15 protein-coding genes are annotated in these 14,220 nt (G+C 35.2%); 3 read left to right on the plus strand and 12 right to left on the minus strand.

What is annotated here, in order from left to right; all coding sequences use genetic code 11:
- Nucleotides 1-90 precede the first annotated feature (90 nt).
- From tnpA to EG342_RS16800, 7 genes are all read right to left on the minus strand, one after another.
- Nucleotides 91-555, minus strand: a complete 465-nt coding sequence (tnpA, locus tag EG342_RS16770; protein ID WP_103292651.1) for an IS200/IS605 family transposase — start codon at nucleotides 553-555, stop codon at nucleotides 91-93.
- Nucleotides 556-646: 91 nt separating this feature from the next.
- Nucleotides 647-3,040 (minus strand): 3-hydroxyacyl-CoA dehydrogenase/enoyl-CoA hydratase family protein, encoded by a 2,394-nt coding sequence (locus EG342_RS16775; protein WP_103292650.1) that lies wholly within the window; start codon nucleotides 3,038-3,040, stop codon nucleotides 647-649.
- 52 nt (nucleotides 3,041-3,092) lie between these two features.
- A complete protein-coding gene (locus tag EG342_RS16780; RefSeq protein ID WP_103292682.1) occupies nucleotides 3,093-3,545 on the minus strand; it encodes a MarR family winged helix-turn-helix transcriptional regulator in 453 nt (150 codons plus the stop codon).
- Between the two features lie 166 nt (nucleotides 3,546-3,711).
- Nucleotides 3,712-4,635, minus strand: a complete 924-nt coding sequence (locus tag EG342_RS16785) for an ABC transporter ATP-binding protein (protein ID WP_103292649.1) — start codon at nucleotides 4,633-4,635, stop codon at nucleotides 3,712-3,714.
- Between the two features lie 101 nt (nucleotides 4,636-4,736).
- Entirely contained in the window at nucleotides 4,737-5,114 is a 378-nt protein-coding gene (locus tag EG342_RS16790; RefSeq protein ID WP_103292648.1) for a GxxExxY protein, read from the minus strand.
- Between the two features lie 339 nt (nucleotides 5,115-5,453).
- Nucleotides 5,454-6,425 (minus strand): FecCD family ABC transporter permease, encoded by a 972-nt coding sequence (locus EG342_RS16795; RefSeq protein ID WP_185126910.1) that lies wholly within the window; start codon nucleotides 6,423-6,425, stop codon nucleotides 5,454-5,456.
- 22 nt (nucleotides 6,426-6,447) lie between these two features.
- Nucleotides 6,448-7,008, minus strand: coding sequence for a TlpA family protein disulfide reductase (locus EG342_RS16800; RefSeq protein WP_103292646.1), 561 nt, complete (start codon nucleotides 7,006-7,008; stop codon nucleotides 6,448-6,450).
- Between the two features lie 32 nt (nucleotides 7,009-7,040).
- On the opposite strand from EG342_RS16800, the gene EG342_RS16805 reads away from it, so the two are divergent.
- Both EG342_RS16805 and EG342_RS16810 read left to right on the plus strand, forming a co-directional pair.
- Complete coding sequence (locus EG342_RS16805) at nucleotides 7,041-8,165, plus strand: ferredoxin--NADP reductase (protein WP_103292645.1); 1,125 nt, start codon at nucleotides 7,041-7,043, stop codon at nucleotides 8,163-8,165.
- 56 nt (nucleotides 8,166-8,221) lie between these two features.
- Nucleotides 8,222-8,779 (plus strand): SanA/YdcF family protein, encoded by a 558-nt coding sequence (locus tag EG342_RS16810; protein ID WP_394338006.1) that lies wholly within the window; start codon nucleotides 8,222-8,224, stop codon nucleotides 8,777-8,779.
- On the opposite strand, the gene tamL is transcribed toward EG342_RS16810, so the two are convergent.
- Nucleotides 8,776-11,376 (minus strand): translocation and assembly module lipoprotein TamL, encoded by a 2,601-nt coding sequence (gene tamL, locus EG342_RS16815; RefSeq protein WP_103292643.1) that lies wholly within the window; start codon nucleotides 11,374-11,376, stop codon nucleotides 8,776-8,778. The two genes, EG342_RS16810 and tamL, sit on opposite strands and share 4 nt — an antisense overlap.
- Between tamL and EG342_RS16820 the strand changes: the two genes are divergently transcribed.
- Nucleotides 11,362-12,087: a TrmH family RNA methyltransferase gene (locus tag EG342_RS16820; protein WP_103292642.1), complete on the plus strand. Its 726-nt coding sequence runs from the start codon at nucleotides 11,362-11,364 to the stop codon at nucleotides 12,085-12,087. The genes tamL and EG342_RS16820 overlap by 15 nt on opposite strands.
- 68 nt (nucleotides 12,088-12,155) lie before the next feature.
- Here the strand turns inward: EG342_RS16820 and EG342_RS16825 are convergent, their stop codons facing one another.
- The 4 genes from EG342_RS16825 to cmk all read right to left on the minus strand — a co-directional run bounded on the left by EG342_RS16825 (nucleotide 12,156) and on the right by cmk (nucleotide 14,170).
- On the minus strand, nucleotides 12,156-12,656 hold the full coding sequence (locus tag EG342_RS16825) for a phosphoribosyl-ATP pyrophosphatase (RefSeq protein WP_103292641.1): 501 nt from the start codon (nucleotides 12,654-12,656) through the stop codon (nucleotides 12,156-12,158).
- Between the two features lie 3 nt (nucleotides 12,657-12,659).
- Nucleotides 12,660-12,968 (minus strand): phage holin family protein, encoded by a 309-nt coding sequence (locus EG342_RS16830; protein ID WP_103234809.1) that lies wholly within the window; start codon nucleotides 12,966-12,968, stop codon nucleotides 12,660-12,662.
- Nucleotides 12,969-13,049: 81 nt separating this feature from the next.
- On the minus strand, nucleotides 13,050-13,400 hold the full coding sequence (locus tag EG342_RS16835) for a YtxH domain-containing protein (RefSeq protein ID WP_103292640.1): 351 nt from the start codon (nucleotides 13,398-13,400) through the stop codon (nucleotides 13,050-13,052).
- A 95-nt stretch (nucleotides 13,401-13,495) separates the two neighbouring features.
- Nucleotides 13,496-14,170, minus strand: a complete 675-nt coding sequence (gene cmk, locus EG342_RS16840; RefSeq protein WP_103292639.1) for a (d)CMP kinase — start codon at nucleotides 14,168-14,170, stop codon at nucleotides 13,496-13,498.
- Between the last annotated feature and the right edge of the window lie 50 nt (nucleotides 14,171-14,220).

Below are 14,220 nucleotides of genomic sequence, written 5' to 3' on the forward strand. Positions count from 1 at the left end.
TTATTTTTGAAAGATTTTTTGCCTCACAGAGGTAAACTGTTTATAGATATTTGTTTATGCTTTTTTGCGGAGCTCCGTAGGAGCGACCTGTTACTCTTCAATCCATTCAAATAAATATTTTGGATCATATTCAATTTCAAATTTTGACATAAATTCCAGATATTCTTCTCTAAAAGTTTTGCTTTGATGATGTTCCTCCTGGTTTAAAATATATTTTACCACCGGATCAACACTGCTTTTAGAATAAGAAAAAGCTCCGTATCCTTCCTGCCAATTGAATTTTCCATTTATCCATCCTTTTTCATTAATGAATTTTGAAGACCCTGCTTTAATATCTCTTACTAAATCAGAAACTGACATTGTCGGATTCATACTTACGAGAATGTGAACATGGTCAGGCATTGCAAAAACTGCGAATAATTTTTGATTTCTATTGGAAACAATACCTGTAATCAATTTATGTAATTCTTCTCTGTTTTCTTTTGAAATCAGATTTTGTCTTCCTTTAACTGCAAAGACAATTTGAATATAAATTTGTGTATAGGTATTTGCCATTAAAACTAACTAACAGGTCGCCTCTACGAGGCTCTCTAATCTTTTAAAATTATTCATAGCTATTAACAGTTCGCTCCTACGGAGCTTCCCGTTAGTTTCTTAGCGGTTTACCATTCTGTAGCATGTACTGAATTCTCTCTAACGTTTTTCTTTCACCACAAAGTTGAAGGAAGGTTTCTCTTTCAAGGTTTAGTAAGTATTGCTCGGTGACAACAGTTGGTTCAGAAAGATTTCCACCTACCATTACGTTGGCAAGCTTATCAGCGATTTTCTTGTCATGTTCAGAGATGAAGTTTCCTGTTAACATCTGATCTGTTCCTACGTAGAACATTCCCAGTGCATCTTTACCTAAAACTTTTACCTTTTGCTCGATAGGTTGAGTGTATCCTTGCTCTGCTAATAGTTTGGCTACTTTTTTAGCTTCTGCAATCTGTCTGTTTTTGCTTACTGAAACAATATCTTTCCCTTTTTCAAGGATTCCCATATCATATGCTTCGTATGCTGAAGTGGCCACTTTACCCATTGCGATATTCATGAATGCTTCACGAAGTCTGTTATTTTTAACATCATCACTATGGAATTCTCTGGAAGTTCTAAGAGTAAGCTCTTTAGTTCCACCACCACCAGGAATTACGCCCACTCCGGTCTCAACAAGTCCGATATAAGTTTCTGCGGCTGCCACTACACGGTCGGCGTGCATTGTCATTTCACATCCACCGCCTAAAGTCATTCCGTGAGGAGCTACAACTACAGGAATAGAGGAGTATCTTACTCTCATCATTGATTTCTGGAAGTAAGCGATAGCCATATTCAAATCATCCCAATCCTGCTCAATAGCCATCATAAGGATCATGGCAAGGTTGGCACCTACAGAGAAGTTGGTACCCTGATTTCCTACAACCAATCCGTCGTATTCTTTTTCTGCTAAGTCGATAGCTCTGTTTAATCCGTCAAGAACTTCGCCTCCAAGGGAGTTCATTTTTGAACGAATCTCGAAGTTGATGATTCCGTCACCAAGATCTTCGATAGAAGCTCCCGAGTTGCTCCAAAGCGTTTTGTTTTTTCTGATATTATCGAGAATAATGAAAGCATCCTGTCCAGGAATTTTGTTGTATTCACCTGAATTTTTATCAACATAAATGCTTTGTCCTTCATCATTTACTTTATAGAAAGTTTCTACATTTTTCACCCAGTCTGAAACTTCATATCCTGCATCTTTAGCCAATTCAATACCTTTTTGAACGCCTACGGCATCCCAGATTTCAAAAGGTCCGTTTTCCCATCCGAAACCGGCTCTCATGGCATCATCAATTTTATAAACTTCGTCAGAAATTTCAGGTACTTTATGAGAAACATAAGCGAATAAAGCTCCTAACGATTTTCTGTATAGTTCACCGGCTTTATCTTTACCACCAATTAAAACTTTGAATCTGTCAATTGGTTTATCAATAGCTTTTGTTAATTCCAGAGTCGGGAATGAGGATTTTCCCTGAAGTTCATATTCTAAAGTATCCAGATTTAATCCATGAATTTCAGATTTACCTTCTGCATTTTTTACTTTTTTATAGAAGCCTTGTTCTGTTTTTGAACCCAGCCATTTGTTATCCATCATTTTCTGGATATAGCCGGGAAGAGCAAATACGTCGTTGAAATCATTCGCTTCAGCACCGCTTTGGCGAACACCGTTGGCGACCATTACTAAGGTATCAAGACCTACAACATCTGCCGTTCTGAAAGTTGCTGATTTTGGACGCCCGATTACAGGACCGGTTAATTTATCTACATCAGAAACAGTAAGTCCCAGTTTCTGTACATTATGAAGAAGATCCATCATGGAGAATACTCCGATTCTGTTGGCAATGAATGCAGGCGTATCTTTAGCTAAAACAGTTGTTTTACCCAAGAATTTAGCTCCGTAGTTCATATAGAAATCGATAATCTCAGGATCAGTATCGTTGGTAGGGATAATCTCTAAAAGAGGAAGGTATCGTACAGGATTGAAAAAATGGGTTCCTGCAAAATATTTCTTGAAGTCATCACTTCTTCCCTCTGTTAAGAAATGAATAGGAATTCCGGATGTATTAGAAGAAATTAATGTTCCCGGTTTTCTGAACTGTTCAATCTTTTCATAGACTGATTTTTTAATATCAAGTCTTTCTACTACTACTTCAATGATCCAGTCTGTATTTTTTATTTTCGGTAAATCATCATCGAAGTTTCCCACTTTGATTCTATCTGCAAACTTCGGAGAATAAAGAAGTGCAGGACTTGCTTTTTTAAGTTTTTCAAAGTTTTCAGTAGCAATTCTGTTTCTTACTACCTTATCATCTTTGGTCAAACCTTTTTTCTGTTCAGCTTCAGTCAGTTCAAAAGGAACGATATCCAAAAGTGACACCTCTACACCGATATTGGCGAAGTGAGCTGCGATACCGCTACCCATAATTCCTGAACCAAGAACCGTTACGTGTTTGATTCTTCTTTTCATATGTAAAATTTTATTTTTTGAGATTATATGAACCGTTTGGGTTCATGATAATTTATTTTCTGTTATTTAATAATTCGTTTGCAATTTTCATGATTTCAGCCATCACATCTTTAAATGTTTCCATTTTTTCAGGAGCGATTTTTTCCATCACCTTTTTATTAAAGTTAACAACGACTTCTTTAGACATATTCCTTGAATTGAGTCCTTTATCTGTAAGCTTAATGATCACCTCCCGTTTATCGGTGGTGGTCTTTTCCTTATAGATATATCCGTTGTCTTCCAGAAGTTTGATGATTCTCGTTAAAGAGGTGGGTTCTATAGCCATCTTAGGGCCAAGATTTGTACTTCGTGTACCTTCTTTGGGATCAATTTTAAGAAGGGTAAGGGCTTGTACAGCTGTAGAATCATGCTCTTGAGCCAATTCTGTGTACATCTTTGAAACAGCCAGCCAGGTTTGCTTCAAAATTAAATCTACGTTTTCTATTTTTTCCTTATTATTATCCATCATTTTTTGCGCCAATGGTTTTACCCAAATTTAATAAATATTATGCATGCATAATATTTATTAACGTTAAATTTTGTTAATAAGCTGGTAATAAACAGGTTAAATTGTATGATTAGCATAATACTATGCATGCATAGTATATGAAATATGTAAAGAAAACTGTTGATTAATAAATGTTTCCAACGAAATTAATGATTTCTTCAAAAGATTCGCATTGATGTTTGGAGGATTCAGTAGTGACTACCCAAAAATCGCTCTGATATTCAAAATTAAGTAAAGAAAGGTCTTTTTGGAAGTTTTTTTGAAGTAAGGAATACAACATTTCTTTGTTAACTTGTGGTGCCGAAATTTTTGGAGGAATAAAATATTCGTTCACCTGAAATAGAGCAGGGTTGATCAGTTCATCATGTTGGAGTAAAATATCTTCAACAATTCCTGCATATAGTTGGGTGTCTTTTATATACCATATTTTGTCCGCAAATTCTTTGGCCAATCTCCAGTCGTGAGAGGAGAACAGTATCAGTTTATTTTGTTCTTTGGCTAGTTTTCTGAGGGTTTTAAGAATGATGATCTTATTTTTTTCATCCAAATGGGTCGTTGGCTCATCCAGAATAATAACAGGAGCGTTTTGAGTGATAGCCCGTCCAATAAATGCTTTTTGAAGATTACCATCCGAAAGATTTTTAAGAAGGGTATATCTATATTGAGTAAGTTCCAGCTCATGAATGATATGGCCTACTTCTTCACGGTCCTCTTTTTTTAATTCAAAATAAAAAGGGTAGTAGATGTATTTTCCTAATGAAATAAGATCTTCAACAGTATAATGCTGCGGAACAACGGATTTTGAGAAGACAATCGCAATATTCTCCGCGATTTCCTTTACAGAAAGTTGCTTTACATTTTTTCCATTGATTAAAATCTCCCCGTTTAATAAAGGAATCTGATGTAAAACAGACTTGATTAAAGTGGTTTTACCTACACCGTTATTCCCGATCAATAAGCATACATCATCAAGTTTCAGATCTGCATTTGCATTTGAAATGAGTGTTTTGTTGTAACCGATGTTGGCTTGTTTGATTTGTAGGTGCATGTCTGAAGTTAGCTAAAACGCAATGGCGCAAATTGTTTTACAAAAATACAGTTTTAAGGTGCAAGGAATTTGACTTTGTCAAATTTTATTTTGTTTTTAATTTATAAATGATTGACAATTCGGGTAACTCCATTTTTGAAAATATCTGATTGAAAATTAAGTAGCATTCCTAATTTGCATCCAGTCATTTTCAAATATGTTAAAAGCTGAGCTTTATGAATGGGGCTGATATAATCAACTGTTTTTATTTCTAATATAACTTTATTTTCTATCAGCATATCTAGTCTGAAAGCATTTTCAACTTTTAAATCTTCGTATATAATCGGAAGTAATTTTTGTTTTTCTACCAGATATCCTGATCTCTTAAGTTCATAAAACATGCATTCTTCGTAAACATGTTCAAATAATCCTGCCCCAAGCTTTTTGTGAATTTTTAAGCCTGCATCAAAAACAATTCTTGATATTTCATTTTCTGTCATTTGTAGTGTTTTATACAGATAAATATAAGGATTGTTGGTGAAATACAGAGGTTAAAAAAAATAGAAATTATAGATTTTTAGCAATTGTGAGAATATCTTTTGTGTTTAAATATACTTTAATTCAAAGTCTATTGTTGGATAATCGCAAAGGCGCAAAGATTTATCATACATTACGTATATTTTTTATGGCGCAAGAAAATCCAAGATTTTAAGCAAGGGTATATTTATAACTTTGTATTATATTTTGGTATACGCATTCAATTTTATCGGAGATAAAATCCTAGCGTCTTAAAGCGTAATGTAGTTGAAAACTGGCGTCTTTGCGTTTCCAACAAAAGTTTATACTTTATTCTGTTTTAAAAGCATCAGGAGGATCACAGGAATACCAAATACAGAACTGATCACATTCAAAGGAATTTGTGTTTTTTCTGCAATAATGGAGAAAAACAGCATGATCAGCATTCCCAGGAACATATTCAATATCCATTGCTGCCATAATTTGGATGGATTATACACCAGTCTGCAAAAATGCGGAACGATAATTCCGATGAATAGAATAGGGCCTAAAAAGGCTGTAATGGAAGCGGAAAGCAGCGAAGACGCTACAATGATCAATAGTTTCAATTGCTTCAGGTTTACCCCTAAGCTCTGTGCGTACGAGGTCCCCAAAGAGTTTCCGATCAGTGGTTTTATGGTTTTAAAACAGAAAAATAATCCGATCAAAACTAATATCGATAACACATAAATCTGATTTCTACTGACCATATTATTCGCTCCAAAAGACCATAGAATATAATTTTTCAGACTTTGATTTTCAGCATAAAACTGAAGAAGAGAAACAATGGCGCCTGCAAATGCTGATACCAGAAAACCAAAAATGATGAGATATGATTTATCCTGAAATTTATTGGACATTGAGAGAAGGATAAGCATCAGCAGTAGACTTCCTCCAATAGCCGACAAGCTTAAGAAGCTGTTTTGAATAAATTCCGGAAGCAGAATATCATGTGAAAAGAAAATGTAAAAAGCAACAGATAAACTGGCTACCGAAGTAATTCCCAATATATCTGGTCCTGCTAATGGATTCTGAAAATATTCCTGCATCAGAAAACCGGATGTAGGAATTGAAATTCCAGCCAATAGCATTACTAAAACTCTATTGATGCGGATTTCTGCAATTTGGCTGTTTGAAGAATCCTGGAAGAAATCCAGAAAACCTAAGCTCAAAAATCCTGTGTTCAGATTAATAACTGCACCAATAAGGATAGCAATGATTAACAATAAACACAGGACCTTAAATCTTTTTGACATGATTCAGAAAGAGTCTGTTATTTTATTTTAAAAAAGAATTGATCTTTGAATTCAATACTTCTTCAGTCATCATTCCCAGATATTCGTCAGTTTGACTTCCTTTTCTCATAAACGTAAAAGGAATAGAACCACCATCCCATTGTTTGAAATTGCTAGTGAAGAAGTTTTGATCCAACTTTTGGCCGTCTAATAAAATCACATCGTTTCCAAGGTTATTTTTTACCACAAAATCTTTAACTGCAGTATTCCATTCTGCTTTATCATCAAGATTCACGAAAGTAAATTTTACAGGCTTTCCTTTTAATTCCTGCATTTTATTTTTAAAACTCGGAATTTCTCTTATGCACGGACCACACCACGTTGCAAAAAAATTAGTAACATATAAGGTGTCATTATTTTTAGCTAAATGCTGTCCAACACTTTCCGGAGAAAGTTCTTTCGGAACATAGGAAGTACCTTCAGTATTTGTATTCTGAGTTACAGAAAGGGAATCAGTCGTTGTGTTGCTGTCAGTTTTCTGACCTTCTTTTTTGCAGCTGTAAAGAGCTGTTAAAATCAACGTGGATAAAATTATCTTCTTCATAAATTATTTTTTATCTATTTTTGAATTGAAGTATGGAACAACAAATCTACAAAGGGAAACTGATACAGTTTCATCCGTTAAAAATAGCGAAAAAGGAAGAGCTGACCAAAAATACTTTTTCTCTGGAGTTTGAAATTCCGGAGAATTTAAAGGAAAATTTTAAGTTTGAGGCAGGGCAGTTCGTAAGTGTAAAATTTCAATCCCATGGCAAAGAGGTTATTAATGATTATTCAATGACTTCTGCACCGTATGAAGGTAAGATATGTTTGGGGATAAAAGTGAATTCCGCTGATGGAGCCACTTCACAGTTATTTCAGAATTATAATGCAGGAGATGAGCTGCTGGTTGGTGAGCCCAGTGGAAGGTTTACATTGGTTTCCAAGCCGAGTGAGTTCAGGACCATTGTTGCTTTTGCCGCTGGTATTGGTATTACTCCGATTTTAAGTCACTTCAAAAATATTCTGCATACTGAACCCAGGACAAGATTGTTTCTTTTTTTTGGAAATAAAAGCTCTGAAGAATTGATTTATCGGGATCTGTTGGATAATCTTGCCAGAACATGTGGAGACAGGCTTCAGATTTTTTACTTTTTTTCGCAAGAGAAAACAGCTGATCAGTTTTTCTATGGCAGGCTGGATGGAAAGAAATTAAACCTGATCATCAATCAGATTCTGCATCTCGATGATACGGATGAAGAGTCTACAATCTGGGATGCGGTAGATGAAGTTTTGATTTGCGGAAAAGGGGAAATGATAAAAACATTAGCCAACGCCTGCTATCACCACGGGATTCCTAAAAAGAACATTCATTTTGAACTTTTTGAAGAATATAATGATGATATTTATCCTGTAGAGAAAGAATTTCCACTTATTGAAAATATTGAAGTTGAGTTTACTATGTTGGGGCAGAAATATACTACGCAACTTCCTGATAACCGGGAGAAACTTCTGCAGCAGCTCCTGATTCAGAAATTTCCCGTCCCTTATTCCTGTAAATCGGGAATTTGTGGAAGCTGTGAATGTTCTCTGGAAGAAGGAGAGGTGGAACTGCTGGAAAATGAATATCTTACCGAAAAAGAAGAAGCACAGGGGCATATATTGGCTTGTATGTCGATAGTGAAAAGTAGAAAAATAAAGCTTAACTTTGATCTTAGTTGAGAATTATTAGGAACATATTTAACCTGGGCTTTATATCATTGGAATTGGGAATTTTAATGATATGTTTCTGCAATGTGTGGGTTTTCGGGCTGACTAACGGACGTACCTACACTAAAATATCCAAAATACCTCCAAGAGAAATTGCATTGGTATTAGGAACATCTCCAAAAATGAGATCAGGGCTATCCAATCCCTATTTTACTAAAAGAATGGATGCTGCAGCTCTCCTTTATCACCATGGGAAAATTAAGAAAATCATTGTGAGTGGGGAAAAGAGCAAAGGCTATAATGAACCGGCTGCGATGAAAAATTATCTGGTGTACCAGGAAGGAGTGCCAGAAGATATTATTATAGAAGATCCTAAAGGTTTTAATACTTATAAGAGTATTCTTCGTTGTAAAGATGTTTACAAAAAGAAAAATGTGATTATTGTATCTCAGGGCTTTCATAATCTCCGTGCTTTATTCTTTGCCAGAAATAATGATATGAATGCTTTAGGTTTTGATGCACAGGATGTCACAAAACCGGAGAGTTTTTACAGAAATCAGGCGAGGGAAATCCTCGCCCGTGTGATTGCTGTAGTTTATTTTATTTTAGGCGTTTCTCCGGACTAGAAAGGATATCCGAACGCGATATTAAGAGTTGGTTTGAAAGGTTGAATATTCTTGATTCTCCAACGATCTCCCTCAGGTTTGTTAGGATCGTAGATCTTATAAGCAAAATCTAATCTGAATGTGATATAAGCAATGTTTACTCTTAATCCAAATCCACTACCAACCCCCATTTGTCCTAAGAATTTATTGAATCTGAACTCATCCTGATGAGCATCATTATGATTACGAAGGCTCCAGGTATTTCCAATATCTGTAAACAGAGCTCCTTCATACATGCTGGTAAACGGAATTCTATATTCAATGTTGGTGGTAAGCTTTATATCACTGGTCATGTAAGCTCTTACTCTTTCATCTACCTGAGAATCTGCAGGGCCTAATCCTCCAAATGCAACCCAGGCTCTGATGTCATTAGATCCTCCATTGAAATAAGATTTGATAATGGGCATATCCTGAGAGTTTCCATAAGGTACACCTACTCCTATAAACTGACGAAGTACCAAGGTCTGATTTCCATTGAATTTGAAATATTTTCTGGTGTCAATATCAAATTTTACAAATTGTGCATAGGGAATTCCGAAGATTGTTTTCTGTGGACCGCTAACGACTCCTCCGTCATTACTTCTCTTATTGAATAAACTTAAAATATTCCCGGCAAGCTCAACTTTTCCGTTAAAATAAAAAGCATTTGGATATTCTTTTTTACCAATTTCGTTATATACAAAATTGTAGATCATTGATGAAATTAAGGCATCCTGCGTTTGTCTCTCTTTATTAATAAGACTCCCTCTGAAGGTCGTCAGAAGATCATTGCCTTGTTGATTAAGACCTTGTAAAAACCCCGTATCAGCCAGAAGTCTTTCTGAAACAGCATCACTGGTAAGTATACCGTTGTAATAGTCTGTTCCTATTGCAGGCCTGGCTGCAAAATAATTTGCAAACATTTCATCTCTGATCACTCCGTCATTGACAAAATAATCATAGTAGGCATTTTTATTCTTTGTTAAACTGATCTGTGTATTGAATAGCGTCAGTTTATGATATACCTGCTCATTTACATTAGCCTGATAATTCAGTCCGGTATTGAAGTTTACTCTTCCCAAACCAATATTATTCTGGATAGAGGCTCCCAACAAAATAGATGAAGTAGGCGTGTATCTTTTGGGGATAAATTTATAATAATTAAAAGGCAACAATAGCCTTGGGAAATTCAGTGATGCCTGAGCTGATATTTCATAAGCTAATGTTCTTTTATCAATATTCTCTGTACTTTTGATAGAACCAAATGTTCCGGAGAGACTCGTAGAAAGGTTTTCAGCCCCTCTGAAAATATTTCTTGTTGTAAGATCCACAGAAGGCGAGATTCCAAGATTTAAAATCTGAGAATAATTGACATCCGTTCCTACTTTAAGTTCATACTTAGGAAGAGGTTTCAATACATATAAAACATCTACAATACTGTCATTAGGGGAACTTATACCACCTTGTCTCAGGGAATCCCTAGCTTTTACAATACTGAAATTGTTCATTGTCATCAGGTTTCTCTTGGTCACGTCCAGTTTCTGCTGATCAAAAAGCTGCTTATTATCCACAATAATAGCTCTCCATAAGGAAGATGACTTATATTTATCATTCATCTTGTGGAACCTTACTCTTCGTAAACTGTCTTTAACGGTTTTTTTAGGATAATCTCCGTTTTCTTCTATAATAGCGACATCAATATTTCCGAAAGTAGCTTTCTTATAAGGACGATCAAGAGAATCTTTGTGAATTTCCAAAGTAAGCGGAATCTGCTTTTTGTTTTTCAGGGAATCTGCTACAAAATAGATTTCGTCATTGGTATTATTGAATTTATAGTACCCGGATTCTTTCATTAAATCTGTAATCCTGGTCACTTCTTTTTCAAGTGCAGTTTGGTCCAGTACCTTACCGGCTCTGACGAGTGTTTTATCAATATGATCGTTATAAATCTGTTTTATCCCCTGATCCGGAATATTAAAATAATAGTCTTTAATATAGGTTGGATCGTTATGCTTAACAAAATAATCTACAGTAGCTTTTTTCGAAGCGGAATCCAGCTTATGTTTAAATTTTACATCTGCATCCCAAAATCCTCTATAAATAAGTCTTTTTTTAATAGATTCTGCACTTTTTTCACTTCTTGCCTGATCAAGAATAACAGGAGGAGTGCCCCAATTATGTAGAAGACGGTCAAATAAAAGACTTTTTCCCACGCTGCTTTTCATATTGTACCTGAGAAATAAAGAATCTCTTAATTTTTGATTTCTCATTTCGTTGGGGTAGGTCATGTATTCATTCAGGATCGTATCATACTTGGGATTGGCCATATTGTAAAAAGCCAAAGTGAGAGGCATGAAAAGAAGCTGCTTCTTATTCGGCTTCTGCTGCACATAATCTTTTAGTTCCTCATCAAAAAATTCTCTCTTATCTTCGAACTCAAAGTTGTTCTTAGTAAGGAGATATTCACCGTTCGGAACTTTTTTTGTCGTACTACAAGCATAAAGGAGACCAACAAATGTTGCAAATGAGATAATTTTATAATATTTTTGAGGAGAATTCTTATAATGCTTACAGCTCATACAATAAAAGTTTTACAATCTTTAGATAAAAAGAAGTTCAGACAAAAATACAATTTGTTTTTGGTTGAAGGTAATAAAATCATTTGTGAACTTTTTAATTCTAACTTTAAAGTTAAAGAAATATTATCAACCGATCCACAAAAATTGGACCGTAGCGATATCCCTGTTACCCATATCTCTGAAAATGAGTTAAAAAAAATCAGTTTTCTGAAAACCCCGAAAGATTCCGTTGCCGTATGTTATCTGGCAGAAGAAGAAAAGAGGGAAGACAAGAATATACAACTGGTTTTGGATGGAATTCAGGATCCCGGAAATTTGGGAACGATTATCAGACTGGCAGATTGGTTTGGGATAGAACAGATCATTTGCAGTGAAGATACGGTGGATTTTTATAACCCGAAAGTGATTCAGGCTACAATGGGATCTTTCACAAGAGTCAATGTTGTATATACGGATCTTGTAGAATATCTTTCTAAGACAGAAAATGTTAATATCGGAACTGATATGGAAGGGGAGAATATCTACACCTTTGAGAAACCTCAAAAGATCAATCTGATTTTAGGGAATGAAGGAAATGGGATGAGACCGGAAACAGAAAAACTTCTTCAAAAAAGGATCAGTATCCCGAGGTTCGGAAAATCACAATCCACAGAAAGCCTGAATGTCTCAATGGCTGCAGGAATTATTTTAGGACAATTATTTTCGAAATAGAAAACAGAGATTAAAAATTAGGACTTAGGGAGTAAAAAAATATTTCCTAAATCCTAATCTTTATTCCCTTATATTAACTGTTCCAGACTGGAAACACTTTTGTTTTTCTGGTATACTTCCATTTTTTTTCTGACATACTTCAACGCAATAGGAGCGAGGTATATCAAAGCAGCACCAATGAGTTTTTTCTTCCAGTTGGAGCTTTTCATATTTTTTTTGGCGTAGTTTCCAACCAATGCCGTTACTCCCAACTTTATAAGGCTGTCGGTCACATTACCACCTTTAAAAGCTGAACTGGCAATTCCTACTGCCGTATTTTTACTGATCAGTAAGTCTTTAACTTCAGAGGTAAGCTGTTTGGCAATGACATCTTTTCTTAAAACAACTTTTTCGTCACCGTCTTCATCTATCTTTTCCTGAAGGTATTGGTCACTTAAACCATTTGTAAATGCACTCAGACTTTCTTTTGTATTTTTAAAAGTAAGAAGGTTCTCCAGGTCATGTATTTCACTCTGAAGCAGTTTTTTCTTTCTTCTTAATTCTTCTATGCTTTCGTATTTTCTGCTCATAGTTTAATGATTTAAAAATTTAATAACCTGATCTGCAACAGCATTGACGATTTTATTTTTGAAGGCAATAACAAAAGCCATTACCAAAGCATAAAATGCGGCGACAATTAAGAATCCGTAGGAATAATTATCCAGTGCTTTACCTATAAGGAAGGCAATTCCGAAATTGAAAAGGATAATAAAAAAAGCAAAAGCAACAAGCAGTACTACAAAGTAGGTAATGAGCCCGGCGGAAAGAGAAGACTTTTCAGTAGCTTCAATTTTCAGAAGATCTATTCTCTTCGAGGCGTATTCTTTAATAGTTTCTATCATTGTTTTTTTTTAAAGTTACAAAAAAAGGAACTTTCGTCCAAAAGTTCCTTCTTGTAATTTACTTAAAAGAAGATAAATTACTTATTTTTTAAGATCGTTTAATTCTGCTTCCACATCCTTTACTACATCTGCTGTTTTAGAAACAATCTGATCTTTATACTTGTCGTATCCGTCTTTCACAGTATGTGCTACGTTGTTTGCAGTTTCTTTGAAAGTAGAAGAAATATTGCCATACTGGTCTTTCACTTTTTCAGAAACCTCTCCGTACTTATTTTTAGCCTGATCTTTTAAATCATTGGTTTTGTTCTTGATTTTTTTTCTGGTTTCTTTTCCTTCCTCAGGTGCATATAATATTCCTAAGATTACACCTGCTGCAGCACCTGCAAGAAGTCCTGCCAATATACCTGCTGTATTTTTTCCGTTTCTAGACATTTTAAGTTTTTTAATATTAATAATAGATTAGTTTTTTACAGTAATAAAACTTACAATTTGTATACCAAAGGAGGCTTTTAGCCTATTAAAAATTGTTAAATCTTTTGAATGTGAGATAGAATAAGTTCGATGGTTTCCTCTTTCGTTAATTCAGAATTATCAATGACGATTGCATCTTCTGCCTGCTTCAATGGTGCTATTTCCCGTTCACTGTCGATCTTATCTCTTTCAACGAGATTATGCTTTACTTGGTCTTTGTCAGCTTCAATTCCTAAGCCTTTCAGCTCCAGGAATCTTCTGTTTGTGCGTTCGTCAATGCTGGCAGTAAGGAAGAATTTATAGTCCGCATTTGGCAGAACTACTGTCCCTATGTCACGTCCATCCATAATGACGCCTCCTTTTTCTGCCAAAGTGCGCTGTGATAGCAGCAAGAAATCTCTTACTTCTTTTTGTTTGGCAACAAGGCTTACATTCTCAGAAACCTGATTGGTACGAATTTCTTTGGAAATATCTGTATGATTCATATAAAGAACCAGTGTTCCTTCATGAGTTTTAAATTCAAGGTTGATTTTGTCTAAAGAAGAAAACAAAAGATTCAGATCAATTTGACCGTTTTGACTCACACAATGTTGCAGTGCATACCAGGTAACGCCTCTGTACAGTGCCCCTGTATCCATATGAATAAGTCCCAACTTATCAGCAATGATTTTGGAGATAGAACTTTTTCCGGTAGACGAGTACCCATCGATCGCTATTACAGGTTTTTTCATATTGCAAATTTCAAGATTTTTTTTTAAAAATCAAGACAAGCCATGAAATT

This window comes from Chryseobacterium lactis (assembly GCF_003815875.1).
Classification (GTDB): Bacteria; Bacteroidota; Bacteroidia; order Flavobacteriales; family Weeksellaceae; genus Chryseobacterium; species Chryseobacterium lactis.

Coding starts and splice junctions, on each gene's coding strand:
- EG342_RS16775 (WP_103292650.1), bottom strand. CDS start 3,040: ATGAAAAGAAGAATCAAACACGTAACGGTTCTTGGTTCAGGAATTATG.
- tnpA (WP_103292651.1), bottom strand. CDS start 555: ATGGCAAATACCTATACACAAATTTATATTCAAATTGTCTTTGCAGTT.
- EG342_RS16820 (WP_103292642.1), top strand. CDS start 11,362: ATGCTTACAGCTCATACAATAAAAGTTTTACAATCTTTAGATAAAAAG.
- EG342_RS16805 (WP_103292645.1), top strand. CDS start 7,041: ATGGAACAACAAATCTACAAAGGGAAACTGATACAGTTTCATCCGTTA.
- EG342_RS16835 (WP_103292640.1), bottom strand. CDS start 13,400: ATGTCTAGAAACGGAAAAAATACAGCAGGTATATTGGCAGGACTTCTT.
- EG342_RS16785 (WP_103292649.1), bottom strand. CDS start 4,635: ATGCACCTACAAATCAAACAAGCCAACATCGGTTACAACAAAACACTC.
- EG342_RS16800 (WP_103292646.1), bottom strand. CDS start 7,008: ATGAAGAAGATAATTTTATCCACGTTGATTTTAACAGCTCTTTACAGC.
- EG342_RS16810 (WP_394338006.1), top strand. CDS start 8,222: ATGATATGTTTCTGCAATGTGTGGGTTTTCGGGCTGACTAACGGACGT.
- tamL (WP_103292643.1), bottom strand. CDS start 11,376: ATGAGCTGTAAGCATTATAAGAATTCTCCTCAAAAATATTATAAAATT.
- cmk (WP_103292639.1), bottom strand. CDS start 14,170: ATGAAAAAACCTGTAATAGCGATCGATGGGTACTCGTCTACCGGAAAA.
- EG342_RS16825 (WP_103292641.1), bottom strand. CDS start 12,656: ATGAGCAGAAAATACGAAAGCATAGAAGAATTAAGAAGAAAGAAAAAA.
- EG342_RS16780 (WP_103292682.1), bottom strand. CDS start 3,545: ATGGATAATAATAAGGAAAAAATAGAAAACGTAGATTTAATTTTGAAG.
- EG342_RS16830 (WP_103234809.1), bottom strand. CDS start 12,968: ATGATAGAAACTATTAAAGAATACGCCTCGAAGAGAATAGATCTTCTG.
- EG342_RS16795 (WP_185126910.1), bottom strand. CDS start 6,425: ATGTCAAAAAGATTTAAGGTCCTGTGTTTATTGTTAATCATTGCTATC.
- EG342_RS16790 (WP_103292648.1), bottom strand. CDS start 5,114: ATGACAGAAAATGAAATATCAAGAATTGTTTTTGATGCAGGCTTAAAA.